Genomic DNA, 24,643 nt, shown 5'->3' with positions numbered 1-24,643 from the left:
TTAGTTAGGATTGATTAAAAAACCACCAATCAAGAGCGCAAATCCCTTCTATATAGAAGAAAGGGCTCAGACCACCCCCGCCTTCTTCAAAGCGATCACATTCGCTACCCCGAGCCCCAGCACCTCCTGAAGCACCTTGGCCGTATGCTCTCCCAAAAGAGGAGGTGCATTGCGGTACTCCACAGGCGTCTTGGACAACCGCATCGGACTGGCAACCTGAGGCACCATGCCCGCCAACGCATGCGGCAACGCCATTGCCAACCCACGCGCCTTGACTTGGGGGTCCGCAAAAACTTCAGCGAGGTCATTGATCGGCCCACAAGGCACACCAACGCGCTCCAACTGCGACACCCACTCGGCCGTTGTCTTGAATACCGTGGCCTGACGAATCAACGGAATCAGTTGCGCCCGATTGGCCACCCTCACCTTATTAGTAGAGAAGCGCGGATCGTCCGCCCACTGCGGCTGCCCAGCCACCTCGGCAAACTTGCGGAACTGCCCATCATTACCCACCGTCAGGATGAAATCACCGTCGGCCGTGGGAAAGTCCTGATAAGGCACGATGTTCGGGTGAGCATTACCCAAGCGCTTGGGCGACACCCCGGTCGTCAGGTAATTCATCGCCTGGTTCGCCAGGCAGGCGACCTGCACATCCAGCAATGCCATATCTATGTGCTGCCCACCCCCATCGTGATCCCGATGAGCCAGTGCTGCCAGAATCGCCACGGTCGAGTAAAGCCCTGTAAGGATGTCCGTCAGCGCCACGCCAACCTTTACCGGTCCAGCGCCATCATCGCCCTCAGGTCGACCCGTCAGGCTCATAAGCCCGCCCAACCCCTGGATCATGAAGTCATAACCCGCACGTGTCGCATAAGGCCCGGTCTGACCGAAGCCCGTGATCGAACAATAGATCAGCTCCGGGTTGATCTCCTTCAGCGACTCATAGTCCAGCCCGTACGCGGCGAGGCCACCGACCTTGAAGTTTTCGATCAGGATGTCCGACTTGGCGGCCAGGTCGCGGACCAGCGCCTGCCCCTCCGGTCGCGTGAAATCGATAGTCACCGACTGCTTGTTGCGATTGGCAGACAGGTAATAAGCCGCCTCACTGGTGTTCTCGCCATAGGCATCCTTTAGGAAGGGCGGCCCCCAGGCGCGCGTGTCGTCGCCGCTGCCCGGCCGCTCGACCTTGATGACCTCAGCCCCAAGGTCCGCAAGGATCTGCCCGGACCAAGGGCCCGCCAGTACTCGCGATAAATCCAGTACCCGCAGATGCGAAAGCGCGCCCATGCAATGCTCCTATTAATAGAACGCCTGAAGACCGGTTTGCGCACGCCCCAGAATCAAGGCATGCACGTCATGAGTACCCTCATAGGTATTCACCACCTCCAGGTTGACCAGATGACGCGCCACCCCGAACTCGTCGGAGATACCGTTGCCACCCAGCATGTCTCGCGCCATGCGTGCGATATCCAGAGATTTGCCACACGAGTTGCGCTTCATGATTGAAGTGATCTCAACCGCCGCCGTGCCTTCGTCCTTCATACGCCCCAGACGCAGGCAGCCCTGCAGGGCCAGGGTGATCTCGGTCTGCATATCGGCCAGCTTCTTCTGGATCAACTGAGTCGCCGCCAACGGACGGCCGAACTGATGGCGATCAAGCGTGTATTGACGAGCGGTATGCCAGCAGAATTCAGCGGCCCCCAATGCCCCCCAGGAGATGCCATAGCGGGCAGAGTTAAGGCAGGTGAACGGCCCCTTCAAACCACGCACATCCGGAAAGATGTTCTCTTCCGGGACAAACACGTTATCCATGACGATTTCACCAGTGATAGAGGCGCGCAGCCCGACCTTGCCGTGAATCGCCGGAGCGCTCAGACCCTTCCAGCCTTTCTCCAGGACGAAGCCACGAATATCGCCCGCATCGTCCTTGCCCCATACCACGAACACGTCCGCAATCGGGCTATTGGTGATCCACATCTTCGCGCCCGTGAGGCTGTAACCCCCCTCAACCTTGCGAGCACGGGTGATCATCGCGCCCGGGTCGGAACCATGATTGGGTTCGGTCAGGCCAAAACAACCGATCCATTCGCCAGAGGCCAGTTTCGGCAGGTACTTCTGTTTCTGTGCCTCGGTACCGAACTCATTGATCGGCACCATGACCAGTGACGACTGCACACTCATCATCGAGCGATAGCCGGAATCGACACGCTCCACCTCGCGCGCGATCAACCCGTAACTGACATAGTTCAAGCCGCTGCCACCGTACTGCTCGGGGATCATCGCGCCGAGCAACCCGGTCTCGCCCATCTCGCGGAAAATGGCAGGGTCGGTCTTTTCATGGCGAAAGGCTTCGAGCACACGCGGCGCCAACTTGTCCTGGGCGAATTGCTCAGCACTGTCACGCACCATGCGCTCTTCTTCGGTGAGCTGTTGATCCAGCAGGAGTGGATCGATCCAGTTGAAGCTTGCCTTGCCAGCCATGAATAAGTCCTCGCGGAAAGAATCGGAAGTCGTGGAAGCAGCCTAGGCGCGGCAGGCGCAGAGGGCAAACGAGGTTTCTGCATAGGGTTGTGCTAATTTCTCACTTCGAAACACCAGAAAAACGCGCATATGCGCTTTACTAAGTGAGGACCCGGTATATGCGCAGGAAAATTCCCAGTACCACCGCCCTTGTCAGTTTTGAGGCGGCGGCCCGCCACGAGAGCTTTACCAAGGCCGCTCAAGAGCTTTCGATCACTCAAGGTGCCATCTGTCGACAGATCGCCAGCCTTGAGGAGTTTTTAAGTGTCGAGCTGTTTCGCCGCTCGCGGCGCGGGGTAAAGCTGACTGAAGCGGGGCTGTCTTATAGCCGACGCGTTGCCACTCAATTGGATGCGGTGGAGCGCGACACGCTTTCCGTGATGGGCCAGCAGGGCGCCAACACTATCGAACTGGCCGTCGTCCCCACGTTCGGCACTCAATGGCTGATACCCCGGCTCAAGGACTTCCAGCGCCAGCACCCTGAAGCCACGGTCAACCTTACGAACCGAACGCGGCCTTTCCTGTTTGCCGACACCGACTTCGATGCCGCGATCTACTTCGGCGATGCCGACTGGTCCGGCACCGAATCCCACCGCCTGATGGGCGAAAACCCCGTGCCCGTGTGCAGCCCTCGGCTATTGGGGAACCGTACACAGTTCAGCCCCCAGGAGATCGCCACACTGCCACTCCTGCAGCAGACCACGCGACCCTACGCGTGGCGCCAGTGGTTCAACGCCCAACAACTGAACGTGCCCCGCGACATGACAGGCCCCCGTTACGAGCTATTCTCGATGTTGTCCCAGGCCGCCATGCATGACATGGGGGTCGCGCTGATTCCACCGTTCCTTATTCAACGCGAGCTGGAAGAGGGCCACCTGGTGATCGCAAGCCCCGAGGCGCTCAGCAGTTCGAAAGCCTATTACTTGATGATTCCGGACAGAAAGGTCGAATCGGCCTCTTTGCATGCCTTCAGGGATTGGCTGATCGACCAGTCCCGGCGCTACAGCCCCAGCATTTAAAGGCCAACGGCCAATTGCTGACTTTGTAGTCAGTAAATTTTAAATCCTACAGATATACATATATGTCGCATTTAAACAGACTGTATCTGTCGATCAAAAATAAGGCTCAAGGCCATGATCTGCTTGGCTTGTAGCGACTATTACGAGCCAATAGCCGACTATTCACATCAACGATGACAAAAGATTGCAAAACTGCCTGAAACCCTTTAAGCCCATGTATTTGAAGAGGTTATTTCAGTGCGTTGCGACAATCAGTCACAGGGTGACTTGTAGTTAATTTTTCGTCACCCGTCATAATCCCTTGATGGCCGTAAAGTTCGCCTGCAAAATGCCGCGCCCCGCTGTCATTTCAGCGGGATCGTGCTGATCGGCCGCCCCAGTTGCGCCACTCGCGGCGCACTGGCCTTTTTACAAAAAGATCAAAAGCAAAAAGATCATGCAGGAGATTTGACGTGCACATTGGTGTTCCTCTCGAAACCCAGACCGGTGAAACGCGGGTGGCTGCCACCCCGGAAACCATCAAGAAGCTGATCGGCCAGGGCCATAAGGTCACTGTACAAAGCGGAGCCGGCATCAAGGCCAGCATCGTCGACAGTGCCTATGAAGCGGCAGGCGCAACCATTGGCAGTGCCAACGATGCGTTTGGCGCCGAGCTGATTCTCAAGGTGGTTGCCCCCAGCGACAGCGAACTGACGCTGATCAAGAGCGGCACCGTGTTGGTGGGCATGCTCAACCCGTTCAGCAACGAAACCATTGCCAAGCTCGCCGAGCGCGGCATCACGGCCTTCGCCCTCGAAGCCGCGCCACGCACCTCGCGCGCCCAGAGCCTCGACGTGCTGTCCTCCCAGGCCAACATCGCCGGCTACAAAGCCGTGCTGCTCGCCGCTCATCACTACCCGCGCTTCATGCCGATGCTGATGACGGCCGCAGGCACCGTGAAAGCGGCGCGCGTGCTGATTCTGGGTGCCGGCGTTGCAGGCCTGCAGGCGATTGCCACGGCGAAGCGCCTGGGTGCGGTGATCGAAGCGTCAGACGTTCGCCCGGCCGTGAAGGAGCAGATCGAATCCCTCGGCGCCAAGTTCGTCGATGTGCCTTACGAAACTGACGAAGAGCGCGAATGCGCGGTCGGCGTCGGTGGCTACGCACGTCCAATGCCCACCAGTTGGATGCAACGCCAGGCCCTGGCCGTGCATGAGCGCGCCAAGCAGGCCGACATCGTCATCACCACGGCACTGATCCCGGGCCGCAAGGCGCCGACCTTGCTCAGCGCCGACACTGTCGCGCAGATGAAGCCCGGCTCGGTGGTGATCGACCTCGCCGCCGCACAAGGCGGCAACTGCCCGCTGACCGTCGCCGACCAGGTGGTGGTGGAAAATGGCGTGATCATCTGTGGCCCGACCAACCTGGCCAGCGCTGTCGCCGCCGATGCCTCGGCCCTGTACGCGCGCAACCTGCTGGACTTCCTGAAGCTGGTCTTCACCAAGGAAGGGCAGTTTGAAATCAACCTCGAAGACGACATCGTTGCCGCGTGCCTGATGTGCCGCGACGGCCAAGTCATCCGCAAAAACGCCTAAGCAGGGATTCAGACGATGGAAGAGCTTATCTCCCCCGGTATCTACAACCTGATCATCTTTGTGCTGGCGATCTATGTCGGTTACCACGTGGTCTGGAACGTTACACCCGCATTGCACACACCCTTGATGGCGGTGACCAACGCGATTTCGGCCATTGTGATCGTCGGCGCGATGCTCGCCGCCGCGCTCACCGTTACCCCGCTGGGCAAGACCATGGGCACCCTGGCCGTGGCACTCGCAGCCGTTAACGTGTTCGGCGGCTTCCTGGTCACTCGCAGGATGCTGGAGATGTTCAAGAAGAAAGCGCCCAAAGCTAAAGAAGAGGTGCAGAAGTAATGAGTATGAATTTGGTAACGACGCTCTACCTGATCGCGTCGATCTGCTTCATCCAGGCGCTCAAGGGCCTTTCACACCCAACCACGTCGCGACGCGGCAACCTGTTTGGCATGCTTGGCATGGCGCTGGCGGTGCTCACCACCGTGGGCCTCATCTATAAGCTCGGCGCGGAGCTGGCAACCGCTGGCATCGGCTATGTGATCGTTGGCCTGCTGATCGGCGGCACCGCCGGCTCGATCATGGCCAAGCGCGTAGAAATGACCAAGATGCCGGAGCTGGTTGCCTTCATGCACAGCATGATCGGCCTGGCCGCGGTGTTCATTGCGATTGCCGCCGTGGTCGAGCCGCAGTCGCTGGGCATCGTCAAGCACCTGGGTGACTCGATCCCTTCCGGTAACCGCCTGGAGCTGTTCCTTGGCGCGGCCATCGGCGCCATCACCTTCTCCGGTTCGGTGATTGCGTTCGGCAAGCTGTCGGGCAAGTACAAGTTCCGCCTGTTCCAAGGCGCACCGGTACAGTTCGGCGGCCAGCATAAACTGAACCTGGTGCTTGGCTTGCTGACACTGGGCCTGGGCCTGACCTTCATGTTCACCGGCAACCTCACGGCCTTTGCGCTGATGCTGGCCCTGGCCTTTGTGCTCGGCGTGCTGATCATCATCCCGATTGGCGGCGCCGATATGCCGGTCGTGGTGTCGATGCTCAACAGCTACTCCGGTTGGGCTGCGGCGGGCATCGGCTTCTCGCTGAACAACTCGATGCTGATCATTGCCGGTTCCCTGGTAGGTTCCAGCGGCGCGATCCTCTCGTACATCATGTGCAAGGCGATGAACCGTTCGTTCTTTAACGTACTGCTCGGCGGTTTCGGCAATGCCCCGGATGCGGGCGCGGCGGCGGGCTCTAAAGAAGCACGCCCGGTCAAATCCGGCTCGGCCGACGATGCGACCTTCCTGCTGACCAACGCCGACACCGTGATCATCGTTCCAGGCTACGGCCTGGCAGTGGCTCGGGCGCAACACGCCCTCAAGGAGCTGACCGAGAAGCTGACTCACCATGGCGTCACCGTAAAGTACGCGATCCACCCGGTGGCCGGCCGTATGCCTGGACACATGAACGTGCTGCTCGCCGAGGCGGAAGTGCCTTACGACCAGGTGTTCGAGATGGAGGACATCAACTCCGAATTCGGCCAGGCCGACGTGGTGCTGGTGCTGGGCGCGAACGACGTGGTCAACCCGGCCGCGAAGAACGACCCGAATTCGCCGATTGCCGGCATGCCGATCCTCGAAGCATTCAAGGCCAAGACCATCATCGTCAACAAGCGCTCGATGGCCAGCGGCTATGCCGGCCTGGATAACGAACTGTTCTACCTGGACAAGACCATGATGGTCTTCGGTGATGCCAAGAAGGTCATCGAAGACATGGTCAAAGCCGTCGAGTAACACTGCTTCAGCGCAATACTCGAAACCCCGGCCTCCCGTAGGCTGGGGTTTTTTATGACTGCATGAAACCCGACCAAAGGCTCTAAATCGCCGCCTGGCATTCGACCATGGTAGCGGGCCGAATTTTTTTGAAATCACTAAACTGCGCACCTTGCTTCCGTAGCCTGAGATAAGAATCCATGTACCGTGATCGCATCCGCTTGCCTTCGTTGTTGAACAAGGTCATGAGCGCGGCAGACGCCGCTGCACTGATTGAAGACGGCATGACCGTTGGCATGAGCGGCTTCACCCGCGCCGGTGAAGCCAAGGCCGTACCCCACGCCCTGGCAGAACGCGCCAAGACGTCCCCGCTGAAAATCACCCTGATGACCGGCGCCAGCCTGGGCAATGACCTGGACAAGCAACTGACCGAAGCCGGCGTGCTGTCCCGCCGCATGCCGTTTCAGGTCGACAGCACTCTGCGCAAAGCGATCAACGCCGGCGAGGTGATGTTTATCGACCAACACCTGTCGGAAACCGTCGAGCAACTGCGCAACAACCAGCTCAAGTTGCCGGATATCGCAGTGATTGAAGCGGTCGCGATCACTGAACAAGGCCATATCGTGCCCACCACTTCAGTGGGCAACTCCGCCAGCTTCGCGATTTTCGCCAAGCAGGTAATCGTTGAGATCAACCTGGCTCACAATCCGAACCTGGAAGGGCTGCACGACATCTATATCCCGACCTATCGGCCGACGCGCACGCCAATACCCCTGGTGAAAGTCGACGACCGTATCGGTAGCACCGCCATTCCGATCCCCCCGGAAAAAATCGTCGCCATCGTCATCACCAACCAGGCCGACTCCGCCTCCACCGTGACGCCGCCCGATAGCGACACGCAAGGCATTGCCAACCACCTGATCAACTTCCTCAAGCAGGAAGTCGACGCTGGCCGCATGACCAACAAGCTCGGCCCGCTGCAGGCTGGGATCGGCAACATCGCCAACGCAGTGATGTGCGGGCTGATCGAGTCGCCGTTCGAAGACCTGACCATGTATTCGGAAGTGTTGCAGGATTCAACCTTCGACCTGATCGACGCGGGCAAGCTGAGCTTCGCGTCGGGCAGTTCGATCACCTTGTCGGAACGGCGCAACGCCGACGTGTTTGGCAACCTGGAACACTATAAGGACAAGCTGGTCTTGCGCCCGCAGGAGATCTCCAATCACCCGGAAGTAGTGCGTCGCCTGGGCATCATCGGCATCAACACTGCGCTGGAGTTCGACATCTACGGCAACGTCAACTCCACCCATGTCTGCGGCACGCGGATGATGAACGGTATTGGCGGCTCCGGGGATTTCGCACGCAATGCGCACCTGGCGATCTTCGTTACCAAGTCGATTGCCAAGGGCGGGGCGATTTCCAGCGTGGTGCCCATGGTCAGCCATGTGGACCACACCGAGCATGACGTTGACATCCTAGTGACCGAAGTCGGGCTGGCCGACCTGCGGGGCCTGGCACCAAGGGAACGAGCCCGCGTGATCATCGACAACTGTGTGCATCCCGCCTACCGCGATGCGCTGAACAGTTACTTCAACGCCGCTTGCGCCATCGGCGGGCATACCCCCCACATCCTGCGCGAAGCACTGAGTTGGCACATTAACCTGGAAGAAACAGGGCATATGCTCAAGGCGTGATTGATACAGAGGCGAGCTGATGCAAACACAGTTTCATCAGCTCGGTGTCTTGTTCGCCGCTTATTAAAAAAACTGTACTGCTGTACCGGTCATTTCCTACCTAAATACCTTCCACCTCCTACCTAAAAAGCCTATTTCGCACTATTTCAGTGCAGACAGGTACAGTTGCCCCATTTCTGTACCGTACAGCCCCTGTAAACAGTTAACTGGCCCCTCACAATACAGGTGAACTGTATCTAGAGAGTCTTGCGCCAGAGGAGGATCATTGGCATCAGTTAAACCACTACCTAATCCCGCCACAAGCGGAAGGATGTCATCATGGAACGTACACTCAGTTCCGATCTGTTCTTTGAAGAAAAAGCTGTAAACACCCAGGCCTCCCTGCCTCTGCGCGTTATCGCCAACCTGATGTTGTGGCAGCGCCGCATCTCAAGCCGCCACCAACTGGCTCGCCTGGATTCGCGTCTGCTGGCTGATGCAGGTATCAGCGAAGCTCAACGCTACGAAGAGCTGAGCAAGCCGTTCTGGCGCTAATTTAGCGCTCGCTGGCCCTGACCTGTCGGGTCCACTGCCAGCAACCTGATTTGTCAAAACAAAGCCCGCCCCGGGAAACCGGAGGCGGGCTTTGTTGTTTGCGCAATCGAGGATTTCTGCGCAAAACAGAAGCCCCTGGCAACGATAGGTACAGTTAAATAAATATAACAATTAAGCAGTACAATTTGGTTCCGGTGTATCTGTATCGGTCCGACCGTCTCACCCACCATGGTGTTCCAAGACCTCATGAAAGGCACTCGCCATGGACACGTCTTCTTCTATTTATAAGCGGCTGTTACATCGCACGACTGCTACCCTCGCCAAATGGGGGCGCCAAGCCTACGAACGGCGCCAGCTGTCACAACTTGATACGAGAGAGCTCGCTGACCTTGGCATCAGCCAGGGCGACCGAATGGCCGAGATATCCAAGCCGTTCTGGCGTGACTAGGCAGTCAAGGAGCTTCCCGAATGGATAAACGCCAGCTTAATATCCAGTCACCACGTGGCGAACCACGCCGCAGAGGCGTCTGATCCCCAATGGCTGCGCTGCGCCACATTATCAGTTCATCTACAGGAGTCATCCCATGTCCCGTCTTCGCCTGCTGAGTGCTGCCGCCCTGTTGGCCCTGGCAGCCAACGCCAACGCGACCAGCTTCATCGTGACCACCGACTCCATCGTCGGCGCGCTGAAGGCCACCTCGGACGCCAGCTCCGATGCCACTTCGTCCCTGCGCGACAACAAGGTCGTGCGCGCCGCCCGTGACGACGCCGCCAGCTTTGTCGCCAGTGAGGGTGCCATTCGGGGCGTGAAACTGGAGAGCGCCCTGGCACAGATCCGCCAACAAGCGCCGCAACTGGACACCGCGACTGACGCGCAGCTGGCCCAGGCTATCCTGGCTATCTGACGACAGGACTGATGCCTGGGCGCTGGCTCTCGCCCGGGCATTACGCTAGCCTTGGCGCTCGCTTTCAGTTGTCGAGTCCCATGGCTTTTTCATACCGCCTTTTAATCGTCCCTGTATTGTTTTCCTGCGGCTGGTCGCCATCGGCTTCGGCCTTTGACCTCACCACCCAGAGCACCGTCGTGAGCGCGTACGCCACCAGCAAAGTGACCTCCGCGCCCTTCGACAGAAAAGTGATAATGGCCGCCCAGGATGACGCGGCCGCGTTTATCGCCACTGACGGCCAATGGCGGGGCGCGCGGCTGGAATCAGCGCTGGATTATCTGCGCCGCAGCCAACCAAAACTTAACGCCAGCGACCGTGAACTGGCGCAAGCAATTCTCGTCCAATAATCATCTTTGTATTCGGAGTCATTCCATGCGTAGCCCGCTGATCGCCGCCACCCTTGGCCTGCTGTTGTTGGCCGACGTTGCCCAGGCGCAAACTCTGGTGGCCACCAGTAACATCATTGTTCGTGCTTCTGGCCGCACCATCGATTTCACCTCGGACACCACCACCTCCATCCGTGACTCCAAAGTTGTGCGCGAAGCCCACGACGACGCCGCCAGCTTCGTTGCTACCAACGGCGAGATCCGGGGTGCACGCCTAGAAGCTGCCTTCGACACCCTGCGTACACGTCTGCCGGAAGCCCGCGACGCCAGTGACCAGACCCTCGCCGAAGCTATCCTCGCACTGTGAGGCGAGTTGTCGCCTGGCTCCTGGCCGGGACTGTGCTGCTGTGTGCCAGCGCAGCCCAGGCCAGCCTGCAACTGCGGCTCAAGACCGACGGTCTGAGCCCGGCTGAACAGCAGGCCAGCCAGGCATTGCTCGACGAAGCCATGCGCGCATTACCGCCGCGCTTCGTGGAGCAGTTGGACCGGCGCATCGATGTCGGCTGGACCGACAAGATGCCTGAGAACGCCTATGGGCAAGCCTCCCTGGTGTCCGAGCTGGACCTCAACCGCAACCTGCTCGCCAGCCTGACCGACGGCAGCGCCGCCACCCAGAAAACCAATCGCCCCCACGGTACTGTGCGCCGCGAAATGCTCGCCACGGTGCTGCATGAACTGACCCACATCTATGACCGTGCACGCCTGTGGTCCAACGATGACCGCACGCTGATCAATCGCTGCAGCCGCCAGAACAATCTCACCGGCCTGATCGGCCTGCCTGATCAATGCCGTGGCCAGAATGGCCGACGCTTTACCCTCAGTGATGACCCGCGCCTGCTGGACCTTGCCGGCTGGCCGCAATACGTCGGCCGTCGCGGCGAGCGTGAGCAGCACAACCATCAGGTCGCGCGCAGCCCGGACATCTACGAAACCACCAGCCCGCTGGAATTCGTGGCGGTCAATATGGAGTATTTCCTGCTCGACCCGAGCTACGGCTGCCGTCGCCCGGCATTGTTCCGCTACTACAAGGAGCACTTTGGCTGGGCTCCACCGGAGCAAGACACCTGCGCGAACACCTACGCATTCCTGAACGCCGGTAACGATTTCGCCAAGACGCCGCTGGGTCATGTGGACCCGGAACGCGTGTACGAAATCGACTACTTGCTGGCCGAAGCCAACCAGAACCTGGTCAGCCGCTGGGGCCACAGCATGTTGCGCTTGGTGATCTGTGCGCCGGGCCGCCCGCGTGGGCCAGATTGTCGGCTGGATCTGGACCAGCATCTGGTGCTGTCCTACCGCGCGTTCGTGGGTGACGTCCAGTTGTCGAGCTGGGATGGCCTGGTCGGCAAATACCCGTCACGATTGTTTGTACTGCCGCTGGCGCAGGTGATCGACGAATACACCAAGACCGAGTTGCGCGGCCTCGCCTCGGTACCATTGAAACTGACCCGCCAGGAAATCAACGACACCGTCGAGCACGCTGCCGAAATGCATTGGAGCTACGACGGCAACTACTTCTTTATCTCCAATAATTGCGCAGTGGAGAGCCTGAAACTATTACGCAGTGGCAGCGCCAACCCACAACTCACCGGCCTGGACAACATCACCCCCAACGGATTGCTCGAGGTCCTGAGTGCCCGCGGCCTGGCTGACACCCGTGTGCTGGATGACAAACGCAGGGCACTGCGCCTGGGTTATCACTTCGATTCCTTCCGCGAACGCTACCAGGCCATGTTCGATGTGCTGCGCAAACACCTGCCGATCAAACAAACCCAGGTCGAAGACTGGCTGTCTCTCAGTGCGGCGGAGCGCCGCCAGTGGTTCGGTCAGGCCGACCTGCGCACCAGCGCCGCGTTATTGCTGCTTGAGCAGGCGAGCTTTCGCAAGCAGTTGATGCTGGCCCAGGACGAAGTCAAACAACGCTACCTCGGTGCCCGCGAGCTGAAAAACGGCGGCATGGAGAAAGCGAACGCCACGCTGCAGCAGATCCTCGCCAACAGCGGCTTCCTCAGCCGCCCGGCGGAACTGCTGGGCAGTGGCGGCTACGGCCTGCCGCAACCGTCGGAAGCCAAGCGCCTGGAGTCGGAAAGCGCCGAGCGCCAGAAGCAACTGCAATCCCTTACCGGCGAACTCGACAAAGAGGTGAGGGCGCTGCTGGATCCCTCCCGCTCCGCCGAAATTGCCGCCTGTGAAGCCAACCTCAAGCAGGTGGGCGAGCACTTGCGGGCATTGCATAAAGCCGCGGGCGGCCTGGAACTTCCCTGAGGCTGCCGGGGGCCCCCCTCAAATGTGGGAGCTGGCTTGCCTGCGATAACGGACATTCAGTCGACCGCTTTGGCGAATGACACACCGCTATCGCAGGCAAGCCAGCTCCCACACGTCGGTCTGTCTAGACCTGACGACCGCGTGTCGCCCCCGCATCACCTGTTTTATCAGCGAAAGCTGGCTGAAAGCTTACCCGTCTAGGATCGCCCCCACTGCCGGCAACAGACCGGCTGTTAACAACAACAATGGTGATTCCCGATGTCCGCTCGTACCCGCCTGTTCGCCCCAACTCCACCCGTAAGCCTCGTGCCTTTCGTTCTGCGCTGACCCCAACCCGGTTCGCCATTCCCTAGCCGCGCTACGCCTGGAGTATTCCTATGCTGACTTTCCTTGGCTTTGCCATGGTCATCACGTTCATGTTCCTGATCATGACCAAGCGCCTGTCTGCGCTGATCGCCCTGATCATCGTGCCGATCCTGTTCGCGCTGTTCGGCGGTTTTGCACCGAAGATCGGCCCAATGATGCTCGAAGGCATTACCAAACTCGCGCCGACCGGCGTGATGCTGATGTTCGCCATTCTCTATTTTGCCCTGATGATCGACTCCGGCCTGTTCGACCCGGCCGTGCGCAAGATCCTCAAGATGGTCAAGGGCGATCCGCTGAAGGTCTCCGTCGGTACCGCCGTGCTGGCCTTGGTCGTGTCCCTGGACGGTGACGGCGCTACCACCTACATGATCTGCGTGGCCGCCATGCTGCCGCTGTACCAGCGCATCGGCATGAGCCCGCGGATCATGGCCGGCCTGATCATCCTCGCCGGTGGCGTGATGAACATGACCCCCTGGGGTGGCCCCACCGCCCGTGCCGCCAGTGCGCTGCATGTGGACCCTTCGGATATTTTCGTCCCCATGATCCCGGCGATGGCCGCCGGCGTGGTGGCGATCCTGGTGATTGCCTACATGTACGGCAAACGCGAAAGGGCGCGCCTGGGCGAGCTGCACCTGCAAGGTGATGAAATCGACCACAGCGAAATCAGCGTGTCGCAATTCCCGGATGCTCGTCGTCCGAAGCTGATCTGGTTCAACGGTGCGCTGACCCTGGCCTTGATGTGCACGCTGATCGCCGGCCTGTTGCCGCTGCCGGTGCTGTTCATGGTGGCGTTCAGCATCGCGATGATCGTCAACTACCCGTGCCTGCAACAGCAGAAAGACCGCGTTGCCGCCCACGCCGGCAGCGTACTGGCGGTAGTCGGGCTGATCTTCGCCGCGGGTATCTTCACCGGCATCCTGTCCGGTACCGGCATGGTCGACGCCATGTCCAAGAGCCTGCTGGCGGTCATCCCGGAAGCCATGGGCCCGTACCTGGCGGTAATCACCGCCCTGGTGAGCATGCCGTTCACCTTCTTCATGTCCAACGACGCGTTCTACTACGGCGTACTGCCAGTACTTGCCGAAGCCGCCAGCCACTACGGCATCACCGCCGTGGAAATGGCTCGCGCTTCGATCGTTGGCCAGCCCGTGCACTTGCTCAGCCCGCTGGTACCGTCGACCTACCTGTTGGTGGCGCTGGCCGGTATCGAATTTGGTGATCACCAGCGCTTCACCCTGAAGTGGGCAGTGCTGGTGTGCCTGTGCATAATGTTCGCCGCATTGCTGATGGGGATTTTTCCGCTGTTCAGCACTCTATAATCGTACCGACTCACTCACCGCGCGGCGCTGCAGCTTGCGCGGTTTAACATTTGCTCAAAGGAATACACATGGAATGGCTGACCAATCCGGAAATCTGGATTGCCTTCTTCACCCTGACGGCCCTCGAGATCGTCCTGGGCATCGATAACATCATCATGATTTCGATCCTGGTCAGCCGCATGCCCAAGCACATGCAGGCGCGCACCCGGATCTTCGGCCTGGCCTTGGCCATGGTCACGCGCATCCTGTTGCTGCTGTCGATCACCTGGGTGATGCAACTGACCGCCGACCTGTTCGTGGTCTTCGGCCAGGGTATTTCCGGTCGCGACCTGATCCTGTTCTTCGGTGGCCTGTTCCTGCTGTGGAAAAGCTCCCAGGAGATGTACCACGCACTGGAAGGTGAAGACGAAACCCATGACGAGCCAAAGGGCGCCGGTGGCAAGTTCATCTACACCATCATCCAGATCGCGATCATCGACATCGTGTTCTCCCTGGACTCGGTGATCACCGCCGTCGGTATGGTCTCCCATGTGCCCGTCATGGTCGCGGCGATTGTCGTGGCGGTGCTAGTGATGATGCTCGCCGCTGGCACCATCAGCGAATTCATCGACAAGCACCCGTCGTTGAAGATGCTGGCACTGTCGTTCCTGCTGGTAGTGGGTACCGTGCTGATCGCCGAATCCTTCGATGTGCACGTGCCAAAAGGCTACGTTTACTTCGCCATGGCGTTCTCGCTGGCGGTGGAAGCGGTGAACATCAAGATGCGCACTGCCATCGCGAAAAAGAAGAAACAGCAGGATCCTGTGAAACTGCGCAAAGACATCCCGGGTCAATAAACCCGGGCCAGACAAAAAGGGGCTTTTAGAAGCCCCTTTTTTGCGCGCGGTGGTAACGCAACGCGTCACAGGATGAATTCCCACGCCGGCACGGGAACGATCCTTCATGACAGTTTTGTTTCAATCACCACTTTAGCTATGCGATGCTGGCGCAGAGCCCATTCGCCAACTACAGCTTAACTACAAGACGTAGAACGGCACGCGGAAAATTTTCTTCGCTCCTGCTGGAGCGCACCCACACGGGGGGCCGAGCATGCTGACCTTGCTCAATCTGCTTTCCGCCGTGACCCTGCTTATCTGGGGCACGCACATCGTCCGTACCGGCATCCTGCGGGTCTACGGTTCCAACTTGCGCCAAGTCATCGGGCAGAACATGGCCAAGCGCTGGCTGGCGTTTATCGCCGGTATCCTGGTGACTGCCATGGTGCAGAGCAGCAACGCCACGGCAATGCTGGTGACGTCCTTTGTCGGCCAAGGCCTGATGGGGCTGATGCCCGCCCTGGCGACGATGCTCGGCGCCGACGTCGGTACTGCGCTGATGGCGCGGGTGCTGACGTTTGACTTGTCATGGCTGTCGCCACTGCTGATCTTTCTCGGGGTGATTTTCTTCCTGTCGCGCAAACAGACGCGCGCCGGGCAGTTGGGTCGGGTGGGCATTGGCCTCGGGCTGATCATCCTCGCACTGCAACTCATCGTCGAAGCAGCTGGGCCTATCACCCATGCCCAGGGCGTGAAGGTGCTGTTCGCCTCCTTGACCGGCGACATCCTGCTCGACGCCTTGGTCGGCGCCTTATTCGCAATGATCTCCTACTCCAGCCTGGCTGCGGTCCTACTGACCGCCACCCTGGCCGGCGCCGGTGTGATCGGCTTGCACGTGGCGATCGGCTTGGTGATCGGCGCCAATATCGGCAGCGGCGTGCTGGCCTTCCTCAGCACCAGCATGCAGAACGCCGCCGGTCGCCAAGTCGCGCTGGGCAGCCTGTTGTACAAATTGATCGGCCTGTTGCTGATCATCCCGGTACTCGACCCGCTGGTGCTGTGGATGGACGGCCTGGACTACAGCGCCCAAGGCATGGTCATCACCTTCCACCTGCTCTACAACGTCACGCGCTGCCTCATTCTGCTGCCCACCATCGGGCCGATGGCACGGCTGTGCGCCTGGCTGCTGCCCGAGCGCGAAGAGACCAATGGCAAGGCCAAACCCCGCCACCTGGACCTGGCCGCGCTCACCACGCCGAGCCTGGCATTGGCCAACGCCGCGCGGGAAACCCTGCGCCTGGGCGACCTGATCGACAACATGCTCACCGCCATGCAGGAAGTACTGCGCGGTAAACAGACGGCCATTACCCAGGAAATACGCAGCCTCAGCGACGACGTCGAGGCGCTCTACAGCGCGATCAAACTCTACCTGGCGCAAATGCCCCGCGAGGACCTCAGCGAGCAGGACAGCCGGCGCTGGGCCGAAATCATCGAACTGTCGATCAATCTCAAGCTGGCCGGCGACCTGATCGAACGCATGCTGCGCAAAGTCCAACAGCAGAAAACCTCCCAGCGCCGCCAGTTCTCGGAAGTCGGCCTGGAGGAACTCACGGGCCTGCACAGCCAATTGATCGCCAACCTGCGCCTCGGGCTGTCAGTGTTCCTCAGCGCAGACCCGGAAAGCGCTCGACAATTGCTGCGCGAAAAGCGCCGTTTCCGCGCCCAGGAACGCCGTCTGGCGCACGCTCATGTCAGCCGGCTGCAGCGCAAGATCGTGCAGAGCCTGGAAACCAGCTCCCTGCACCTGGAGCTGATTGCCGACATGAAACGCTTGAATTCACTGTTCTGCAGCAGTGCCTATGTAGTGTTGGAAACGTCCGACACCGGCGCGCTCTCCGCCGAAGATATTGCCGACATCACACATTCGCCCTGAACGTACGATGGCCCGTGAAGTCAGTTAAAACTGACCTCACTCGCCAGGAAGCTTGTTATGCGTCGCCTGTTGTTCGCTTGCCTGCTCATGGGTTCTGCCCACGTCTTCGCCTTTGACCGTCTGCAAGTCGAGGGTTACACCTTGCCCAACGGCCTGCAATTGCTGCTCAAACCGGGCACCGAGCGCGGGCATGTGGCAATCCGCCTGGTGGTTGGCGTGGGCCTGGATGACTTCGGCTGCGAAGACAAGGAATTACCTCACCTGCTGGAACACTTGCTGTTCAGCGGCATCGACGGTGGCGGCGAAGGTGAACTCGAAGACCGCATGCAAGCCCTGGGCGGCGAATGGAACGCCTACACCAGCAACGCTGACACCACCTTCGTGATCGAGGCGCCGGCGCAAAACCAGCGCAAGGTGCTCGACCTGCTGCTGGCGATCATCACTCGCACCGAACTGACCGACGCCAATATCAATGCAGCCAAGCGTGTTGTCGAACGCGAGGACGGCGGCCACTACTCACACCTGCAACGCCTGTTGGACCGCCAGGACCTCGGCCACACCGCCAGCAACCAGTTGGCCGTCGAACTGGGACTCAAATGCGCCGAACGCGCCGAGGTCGACCACCTGACCCGCGACCAGTTGGAGAACCTGCGCAAACACTGGTACGCACCCAACAACATGAGCCTGATCATCGTCGGCGACCTGGACAAACTGCTGCCGGCCTATCTGGAACGCACCTACGGCCAACTCGAACCGGTCGAGCCCACCGAGCACCCGGCGTTGCCGGAAATCCAGCACGACGCCGCCAGCCATCGCGAACTCATCCACGGCTGGGTTGGCGACAGCGCCAAGCTGCACTGGCTGTTCCCCGAGCCGGTATTGGATGACGGGCATGACGAAACCTACGACCTGCTCAAGGATTACCTCGACTGGGCGCTGTACCGCCAACTGCGCCTCAAGCACGGTTTGTCCTACGGCCCCTGGAGCGAACGCGAAGTACTCGGCGGCGTCGGCTTCCTCAGCCTGAATGCCGACCTTGAGCGGGAAAACCTTCCTGAAGCAGAACAGGTCCTCCAGGCACTCAGGGCGCAACTGCTCGAGGAGGGCCTCGACCCGGCAGTATTCGCTCGCCTGCAACAGGCCGCCATCGCACGCCAGGCATGGGCGGTGCAGGGCAACAGCGCGTTGGCCGACTACTACTGGAGCGCGTCCGGTGACTACCACAACGGCCACTTCAGCGACCCGGTCAAACGCATCAAGGCCGTGAGCCTGGACCAGACCAACCAGGCCATGCGCCAAGTGTTCCAGCAGCCAGGCTACTGGCGCATCGAGAAACCACTGCTGAGCTACGACGCCCTCAGTTGGATCGGCGCCAGCCTGCTCGGCCTGATCGCCATTGTGTTGATCGGCGTGCGGGTTTATCGCAAACGGATCGCGTAATGGGGCACCAGACGCCGGGCTAAGACGTTATTCTGTCTGGGATTTTTTCCTACAAAGACTGCGAACTGCCGAATGCAAAACGTGACTCGCTTGATCACCCGCATCCTCGAACTGATGAAGCGTTACCCAGGGGTAATTGCACTCGGCGGCTTCATCTCGGGTGTGTGCAGCTTCATTCTGGTGGATCGCCAGCAGGGCATGGCCAGTTGGATAGCGGTGATCATGCTGGTGAGCTGGCTGTGGCTGATGCTGGAGAACAGCTTCACCCAACTGTTCACCAAGGTCTTCAAGCGCGAAATCCCCGAACCGCTGCTGCGCTACGCGACCCAGATGATCCACCAGGAAAGTCTGTTCTTCGTGCTGCCGTTCTTTTTTGTCACCACCGCGTGGAACAGCGGGCAATCGGTGTTCACCGGTCTGCTCGGCGCGGCCGCGCTGGTGTCGATTACCGACCCGTTGTACTACAAGTGGCTGGCGCCCAAGCGCTCATTGTTCCTCGCACTGCACACGCTGACGCTGTTCGCGGCACTGCTGACCGCGCTGCCGATCATCCTGCACCTGACCACCGCCGAGAGTTACAAGCTGGCCCTCGGCGTGGCCATGGCGTTGTCGATCCCAAGCCTGGCGGTAAGCCTGCCACTGCGTAGCCTCAAGGGCTGGGCGATGCTGCTCGGCGTTACGGCCGCCATTGGCTGCGCCGGTTGGTTCCTGCGCAGTTGGGTACCGCCGGCCACCCTGTGGATGACCGAGGTGGCGATCAGCACTCAACTGCAAGACCGCACGCCAGGCGACGACCTCAAGGAAGTCACCGCCGCCCAACTGCGCAGCGGCGGGCTGTACGCCTACACCGCGATCAACGCTCCCCGGGGGCTGGATGAGCGGATCTACCACGTGTGGCAATTCAACGGCAAAGAGGTCGACCGCATCGCCCTGGATATTCACGGCGGGCGCAAAGAGGGCTATCGCGCCTGGACCCACAAGCAGAACTTCCCCGGCGACGCGGTAGGCCGCTGGCAGGTAAGGGTGTTGACCGAAGACGGGCAGGTGATCGGCGTGCTGCGTTTCAAAGTGACGGACTCAGCACAAACGGACAACCCAAAGTAGGCAGGTTCGTGCTATTACGTAGGAATTGTGGATAGCCAAACAAGCTCGGAGCTTATGACCACCAGTACGACGGCCGGCGCCGCCCACCTCGACACGTCCACCACCCCGCCACAACTGAGGGTCACGGGGGACTGGACGCTTGCCCACTATGCCAGCCTGAAGAAGCTGTCGGACAAGCTCGATGGCCAATACGACGCCGGCGCACGCATCGACCTCAACGGCCTCGGCGCCCTCGATACTGCCGGCGCCTCACTGCTGGTGGAGTTGCTGGGGCCGACCCGTATCGAGCAATCCGCCGAGCAGACCGATTGCAGCTTGTCTGCCGCTGACCGCGCACTGCTCAAGACCGTCTACCGCTCCCTGAATGACTTTTGCGTGCCGGACAAGGCACCGGAAGAAGCCGCCGGGATCCAAGTGTTGGCCCGTATTGGCCGGGCGGTGGACACCGTCTGGCAAGACAGCAAGAAACTGCTGGGCTTTATCGGCCTGATTCTCGAAACCTTCGCCCGTGGCATTTTGCGGCCCAAACGCTGGCGCCTGACGCCGATGGTCGCGCATCTGGAACAGGTCGGCCTCGACGCCGCGCCCATCGTGGCCCTGCTCACGTTCTTGGTCGGCGCCGTGGTGGCGTTCCTCGGCGCCACCGTGCTCAAGAGTTTTGGCGCAACTATTTTCACCGTCGACCTGGTGGCGTTCTCTTTCCTGCGGGAATTCGGCGTACTGCTGACGGCCATCCTGATCGCCGGTCGCACCGCCAGTGCCTTCACCGCCCAAATCGGCTCGATGAAGGCCAACGAGGAAATCGACGCGATCCGCACCCTGGGCCTGGACCCAATGGAATTGCTGGTATTGCCGCGCGTGCTGGCGCTGCTGGTGGCCCTGCCGATGCTGACCTTCCTGGCGATGCTTTCGGGGATTGTCGGCGGCGGCGTGGTCTGTGCCGTGGCGCTGGATATTTCGCCGGCGATGTTCCTCTCGTTGCTGCAATCGGACATTGGCGTGCAGCACTTGCTGGTGGGCTTGGTGAAAGCGCCGATCTTCGCGTTCCTGATCGCGGCCATTGGCTGCCTGGAAGGCTTCAAGGTCAGCGGCAGTGCCGAGTCGGTGGGCGCCCACACCACCTCCAGCGTGGTGCAATCGATCTTTGTGGTGATCGTGCTGGATGCGGTCGCGGCGTTGTTCTTCATGGAGATGGGCTGGTGAGTCGTCTACACCGTGCGCCCACCGAGGCGGTCATTGAGGTGCGTGGCTTGTGTAATCGCTTTGGCAGCCAGAGCGTGCACGAGAACCTCGACCTCGATTTGTACAAGGGTGAGATCCTTGCCGTGGTCGGCGGGTCCGGCAGCGGCAAGTCGGTACTGTTGCGTAGCATCGTCGGCCTGCGCCGGCCCAGCGAAGGCCAGGTGCGGGTGTTCGGCAAAAACCTGCCGAGCCTGCCGGAACATGAACGCTCGCTGGTGGAACGGCGCTTTGGCGTGTTGTTCCAGAAGGGCGCGCTGTTTTCCTCGCTGACGGTGACCGAGAACGTAGCCCTGCCACTCATTGAACATGCCGGCCTCAGCCGCGCCGATGCGGAGCACTTGGCAGCGGTCAAACTGGCACTGGCCGGGTTGCCGCTGTCGGCGGCCGACAAGTACCCGGCGTCACTGTCCGGCGGCATGATCAAGCGCGCCGCCCTGGCCCGTGCTTTGGCGTTGGACCCGGACATCCTGTTCCTCGACGAGCCCACCGCTGGCCTCGACCCGATTGGCGCGGCGCAGTTCGACCAACTGATCCTGACCCTGCGCGACGCGCTGGGCCTGAGCGTGTTTCTGGTCACCCACGACCTGGACACGCTGTACACCATCACTGACCGCGTGGCGGTGCTGGCGCAGAAGAAGGTGCTGGTGGCCGACGCCATCGACATCGTCTCGGAAACGAACGACGCCTGGATTCACGAATATTTCCACGGCCCCCGGGGCCGCGCGGCATTGGATGCCGCTCAACCGCTCAACGAGGTATGACATGGAAACCCGAGCCCATCATGTGATGATCGGTCTGTTCAGCGTGATCGTGGTGGTCGGCGCGATGCTGTTTGGCCTGTGGCTGGCCAAATCCAGCGTCGACAGCGCCTTCCAGGATTACGAAGTGATCTTCAACGAGGCGGTCAGCGGCCTGTCGCAGGGCAGTTCAGTGCAGTACAGCGGGATCAAGGTGGGCGACGTGATCAGTCTGCGCCTGGACCCCAACGACCCGCGCCGCGTGCTGGCGCGCATCCGCCTGGCAGGGCAGACACCGATCAAGGAGGACACCCAGGCCAAGCTGGCACTGACCGGCATCACCGGCACCTCGATCATCCAGCTCAGTGGCGGCACACCGCAGAGCCCCGAACTCAAGGGCAAGGACGGCAACCTGCCGGAAATCATCGCCTCGCCATCGCCCATTGCCCGGCTGCTGAACAATAGCAACGACCTGATGACCAGCATCAACTTGTTGCTGCACAACGCCAACCACATGTTCTCCCGCGAGAACGTCGAGCGCCTGAGCAACACCCTGGATAACCTGCAACAAACCACCGGCGCCATTGCCGACCAGCGCGGCGACATCAAGGTGGTGATGCAGCAGCTGATGCAGGTGAGCAAGCAGGCGAGCGCCGCCCTGGAGCAAACCACCGTGCTGATGCGCAACGCCAACGGCTTGCTCAACGAGCAAGGCAAGCAGGCCTTCGGCAGCGCCGAGCAGGCGATGAAATCCCTTGAGCAAAGCACCGCGACCATCAACACCTTGTTGACCCACAACAAGGACTCGGTGAACAGCGGCATGCAAGGCCTCAACGAACTGGCGCCAGCCGTGCGCGAACTGCGCGAAACCCTGGGCTCGCTGCGCGCTATCTCCCGCCGCCTGGAAGCCAACCCCAGCGGTTACCTGCTGGGCAGCGACAAGAACAAGGAGTTCACGCCATGAAGCGTGCTTACCAACTGATTGCCCCTCTAGCGCTGGCGCTCGTGAGCGCGTGCTCGATCCTGCCTAAGGCCGACCCTTCGGATGTGTATCGCCTGGCGACGGCCCAGACCGCCAGCCAGGGCACGCCGGTCAGCTGGTCACTGCGCGTGAACAAGCCGCAGACCAGCGAGTTTCTCGACAGCCCGCGCATTGCCGTGGTGCCCAACGGTGACCTGATCAGCAGCTATGCCCACTCGCGCTGGAGCGACCCGTCGCCCGTGCTCCTGCGCAACCGCTTCATGGATGGCTTCCAGCGCGATGGCCGGGTAACGCTGCTGAGCACCGACGACACCAATTTGCAGTCCGACTATGAGTTGGGTGGGCAACTGCAGGCGTTCCAGAGTGAATACCGCGGTACTGCGGTGGAGGTGGTGATTCGCCTGGATGCACGCCTGGTGCGCGGCAGTGATCAGCGGATTGTTGCCAGCCGACGGTTTGAGGTGAGGCAGCCGGTGAGCGGCACCCAGGTGCCGGCGGTGGTTGCCGGGTTTGGGCAGGCGGGGGATCAGTTGAACAAGCAGGTGGTGGATTGGGTGGTGGCGCAGGGCAATACTGCAGCGAAACGCTGACGGCCTTTTCGCAGGCGAGCCAGCCCCCACATCCGAACGCATTTCATCAGGCTAAACGCGGTCAACTGTGGGAGCTGGCTCGCCTGCGACAGCGGTATCAGCCTTAAGCGAAGAACCAGTAGCAGACCGCAATCGCCGCCACCACACCGGCCAACTCCGCCAGCAACGCACACCCCACGGCATGCCTGGCCCGCTGGATCCCGACCGAACCGAAGTAAACCGCCAACACATAGAAGGTGGTCTCGGTACTGCCCTGGATCGTCGCCGCGACCAGCGCCGGGAAGCTGTCCACGCCCTGGGTCTGCATGGTCTCGATCAACATTGCCCGCGCGGCGCTGCCGGAGAACGGCTTGACCATCGCGGTCGGCAAGGCATCGACAAAGCGCGTGTCCATGCCCGTCCAGGCGACCACATGACGGATGCCTTCAAGACCAAAGTCCAGCGCCCCGGAGGCACGCAACACACCCACCGCACACAGCATCGCCACCAGGTACGGCAGCAGGTTCTTGGCCACGTCGAAGCCTTCCTTGGCGCCTTCGACAAACGCCTCGTACACCTTGACCTTGCGCAGCGCCCCGATCACCAGGAACAACATGATCAGGCCGAATAGCGTGAGGTTGCCGAGGATCGACGACAGCCCGGCCAGCGCGGTGGCGGAGAGGGTCGCCAGCAGCGCCATGAAACCGCCGAGCACCAGTGCACCCGGAATCAGGTACGCCAGCACCACCGGGTCCCACAGCCGCAGGCGCTGCATGATCGCGACCGAGAGCAGGCCGACCAGGGTCGAGGCGCTGGTCGCCAGCAGGATCGGCAGGAACACCAGCGTTGGGTCTGCAGCACCTTGCTGGGCGCGGTACATGAAGATGGTCACCGGCAACAACGTCAGCGAAGACGCGTTGAGCACCAGGAACAGGATCTGCGCATTACTCGCGGTGTTAGGGATGGGGTTCAGTTCCTGCAGCGCCTTCATCGCTTTCAAGCCAATGGGCGTGGCGGCGTTATCAAGGCCCAGGCCATTGGCAGCGAAGTTGAGGGTGATCAAGCCGATGGCCGGGTGGCCGGCGGGCACTTCCGGCATCAGGCGGCGGAACAGCGGGCCAAGCGCCTTGGCCAGCCAATCGACGATCCCGGCTTTTTCGGCAATGCGCAAAAAGCCCAGCCACAACGTCAGGGTGCCGAACAGCAGCACCATGACTTCAACCGACAATTTGGCCATGGCGAAAATGCTTTCCACCATCGCCGCGAAAATCCCGGCGTTACCGCCGACCAGCCATTGCGCCAGTGCCGACACCATTGCCACGACAAAGAAGCCAAGCCACAGGCCATTGAGCATCAGTTAAACCCCTCGAAGAATGGAGCGAATGATAGCGGGGCTGGCAGAAACGACAAACCCCGGAATTCTCCGGGGTTTGTCTTGGCGCCATC

The 24,643-nt window shown here is 60.7% G+C and carries 23 protein-coding genes; 20 read left to right on the top strand and 3 right to left on the bottom strand.

What is annotated here, in order from left to right:
* Nucleotides 1–66 precede the first annotated feature (66 nt).
* Nucleotides 67–1,287: a CaiB/BaiF CoA transferase family protein gene (locus tag ATH90_RS00520; protein WP_034110667.1), complete on the bottom strand. Its 1,221-nt coding sequence runs from the start codon at nt 1,285–1,287 to the stop codon at nt 67–69.
* A gap of 12 nt (nt 1,288–1,299) precedes the next feature.
* Nucleotides 1,300–2,481, bottom strand: coding sequence for an acyl-CoA dehydrogenase (locus ATH90_RS00515; protein WP_003170842.1), 1,182 nt, complete (start codon nt 2,479–2,481; stop codon nt 1,300–1,302).
* A gap of 158 nt (nt 2,482–2,639) precedes the next feature.
* On the opposite strand from ATH90_RS00515, the gene ATH90_RS00510 reads away from it, so the two are divergent.
* From ATH90_RS00510 to ATH90_RS00415, 20 genes are all read left to right on the top strand, one after another.
* Entirely contained in the window at nt 2,640–3,539 is a 900-nt protein-coding gene (locus tag ATH90_RS00510) for a LysR family transcriptional regulator (RefSeq protein ID WP_034110666.1), read from the top strand.
* Between the two features lie 452 nt (nt 3,540–3,991).
* Complete coding sequence (locus ATH90_RS00505) at nt 3,992–5,113, top strand: Re/Si-specific NAD(P)(+) transhydrogenase subunit alpha (RefSeq protein ID WP_098465489.1); 1,122 nt, start codon at nt 3,992–3,994, stop codon at nt 5,111–5,113.
* A gap of 15 nt (nt 5,114–5,128) precedes the next feature.
* Nucleotides 5,129–5,449, top strand: coding sequence for an NAD(P) transhydrogenase subunit alpha part 2 (locus ATH90_RS00500; protein WP_003233786.1), 321 nt, complete (start codon nt 5,129–5,131; stop codon nt 5,447–5,449).
* Nucleotides 5,449–6,885, top strand: a complete 1,437-nt coding sequence (locus ATH90_RS00495; RefSeq protein ID WP_034110663.1) for an NAD(P)(+) transhydrogenase (Re/Si-specific) subunit beta — start codon at nt 5,449–5,451, stop codon at nt 6,883–6,885. Before ATH90_RS00500 ends, ATH90_RS00495 begins: the two co-directional genes overlap by 1 nt.
* 179 nt (nt 6,886–7,064) lie before the next feature.
* Nucleotides 7,065–8,558, top strand: coding sequence for an acetyl-CoA hydrolase/transferase family protein (locus ATH90_RS00490; protein ID WP_034110661.1), 1,494 nt, complete (start codon nt 7,065–7,067; stop codon nt 8,556–8,558).
* A 318-nt stretch (nt 8,559–8,876) separates the two neighbouring features.
* Nucleotides 8,877–9,092 (top strand): DUF1127 domain-containing protein, encoded by a 216-nt coding sequence (locus ATH90_RS00485; protein ID WP_010168694.1) that lies wholly within the window; start codon nt 8,877–8,879, stop codon nt 9,090–9,092.
* 262 nt (nt 9,093–9,354) lie between these two features.
* Nucleotides 9,355–9,540, top strand: a complete 186-nt coding sequence (locus ATH90_RS00480) for a DUF1127 domain-containing protein (protein WP_098465488.1) — start codon at nt 9,355–9,357, stop codon at nt 9,538–9,540.
* Nucleotides 9,541–9,676: 136 nt separating this feature from the next.
* On the top strand, nt 9,677–9,997 hold the full coding sequence (locus tag ATH90_RS00475) for a DUF2388 domain-containing protein (protein WP_098465487.1): 321 nt from the start codon (nt 9,677–9,679) through the stop codon (nt 9,995–9,997).
* An 80-nt stretch (nt 9,998–10,077) separates the two neighbouring features.
* Complete coding sequence (locus ATH90_RS00470; protein ID WP_034110704.1) at nt 10,078–10,386, top strand: DUF2388 domain-containing protein; 309 nt, start codon at nt 10,078–10,080, stop codon at nt 10,384–10,386.
* Nucleotides 10,387–10,411: 25 nt separating this feature from the next.
* Nucleotides 10,412–10,732 carry a DUF2388 domain-containing protein gene (locus ATH90_RS00465; RefSeq protein ID WP_034110655.1) on the top strand — a complete coding sequence of 107 codons (321 nt, stop codon included), beginning with the start codon at nt 10,412–10,414 and terminating at the stop codon, nt 10,730–10,732.
* Nucleotides 10,729–12,690 carry a DUF7844 domain-containing protein gene (locus ATH90_RS00460; RefSeq protein WP_034110653.1) on the top strand — a complete coding sequence of 654 codons (1,962 nt, stop codon included), beginning with the start codon at nt 10,729–10,731 and terminating at the stop codon, nt 12,688–12,690. The genes ATH90_RS00465 and ATH90_RS00460 overlap by 4 nt, the downstream gene beginning before the upstream one ends.
* A 377-nt stretch (nt 12,691–13,067) precedes the next feature.
* A complete protein-coding gene (locus tag ATH90_RS00455) occupies nt 13,068–14,375 on the top strand; it encodes a CitMHS family transporter (RefSeq protein ID WP_003187405.1) in 1,308 nt (435 codons plus the stop codon).
* 68 nt (nt 14,376–14,443) lie between these two features.
* Nucleotides 14,444–15,211 carry a TerC family protein gene (locus ATH90_RS00450; RefSeq protein ID WP_014716354.1) on the top strand — a complete coding sequence of 256 codons (768 nt, stop codon included), beginning with the start codon at nt 14,444–14,446 and terminating at the stop codon, nt 15,209–15,211.
* A gap of 253 nt (nt 15,212–15,464) precedes the next feature.
* Nucleotides 15,465–17,123: a Na/Pi cotransporter family protein gene (locus ATH90_RS00445; protein ID WP_098465486.1), complete on the top strand. Its 1,659-nt coding sequence runs from the start codon at nt 15,465–15,467 to the stop codon at nt 17,121–17,123.
* Nucleotides 17,124–17,180: 57 nt separating this feature from the next.
* The gene (locus tag ATH90_RS00440) at nt 17,181–18,563 is read left to right on the top strand and encodes a M16 family metallopeptidase (protein ID WP_098465485.1); all 1,383 of its coding nucleotides are present in this window, start codon (nt 17,181–17,183) and stop codon (nt 18,561–18,563) included.
* 72 nt (nt 18,564–18,635) lie between these two features.
* Entirely contained in the window at nt 18,636–19,667 is a 1,032-nt protein-coding gene (locus ATH90_RS00435; RefSeq protein WP_034110649.1) for a DUF5924 family protein, read from the top strand.
* A 54-nt stretch (nt 19,668–19,721) separates the two neighbouring features.
* Nucleotides 19,722–20,870 carry an ABC transporter permease gene (locus tag ATH90_RS00430; protein ID WP_034110647.1) on the top strand — a complete coding sequence of 383 codons (1,149 nt, stop codon included), beginning with the start codon at nt 19,722–19,724 and terminating at the stop codon, nt 20,868–20,870.
* Nucleotides 20,867–21,670: an ABC transporter ATP-binding protein gene (locus ATH90_RS00425; RefSeq protein WP_098465484.1), complete on the top strand. Its 804-nt coding sequence runs from the start codon at nt 20,867–20,869 to the stop codon at nt 21,668–21,670. Before ATH90_RS00430 ends, ATH90_RS00425 begins: the two co-directional genes overlap by 4 nt.
* Nucleotide 21,671: 1 nt before the next feature.
* Nucleotides 21,672–22,610 carry an MlaD family protein gene (locus tag ATH90_RS00420; protein WP_069078660.1) on the top strand — a complete coding sequence of 313 codons (939 nt, stop codon included), beginning with the start codon at nt 21,672–21,674 and terminating at the stop codon, nt 22,608–22,610.
* Entirely contained in the window at nt 22,607–23,218 is a 612-nt protein-coding gene (locus ATH90_RS00415; protein WP_034110642.1) for an ABC-type transport auxiliary lipoprotein family protein, read from the top strand. The genes ATH90_RS00420 and ATH90_RS00415 overlap by 4 nt, the downstream gene beginning before the upstream one ends.
* Nucleotides 23,219–23,321: 103 nt before the next feature.
* On the opposite strand, the gene ATH90_RS00410 is transcribed toward ATH90_RS00415, so the two are convergent.
* Nucleotides 23,322–24,551, bottom strand: coding sequence for a nucleoside recognition domain-containing protein (locus ATH90_RS00410; protein WP_034110640.1), 1,230 nt, complete (start codon nt 24,549–24,551; stop codon nt 23,322–23,324).
* Nucleotides 24,552–24,643: the final 92 nt, after the last annotated feature.

Source organism: Pseudomonas lurida (assembly GCF_002563895.1).
Lineage (GTDB): Bacteria > Pseudomonadota > Gammaproteobacteria > Pseudomonadales > Pseudomonadaceae > Aquipseudomonas > Aquipseudomonas lurida.
The sequence above is the reverse complement of the archived record's forward strand: the minus strand, read 5'-3'. Positions and strand labels throughout refer to the sequence as shown.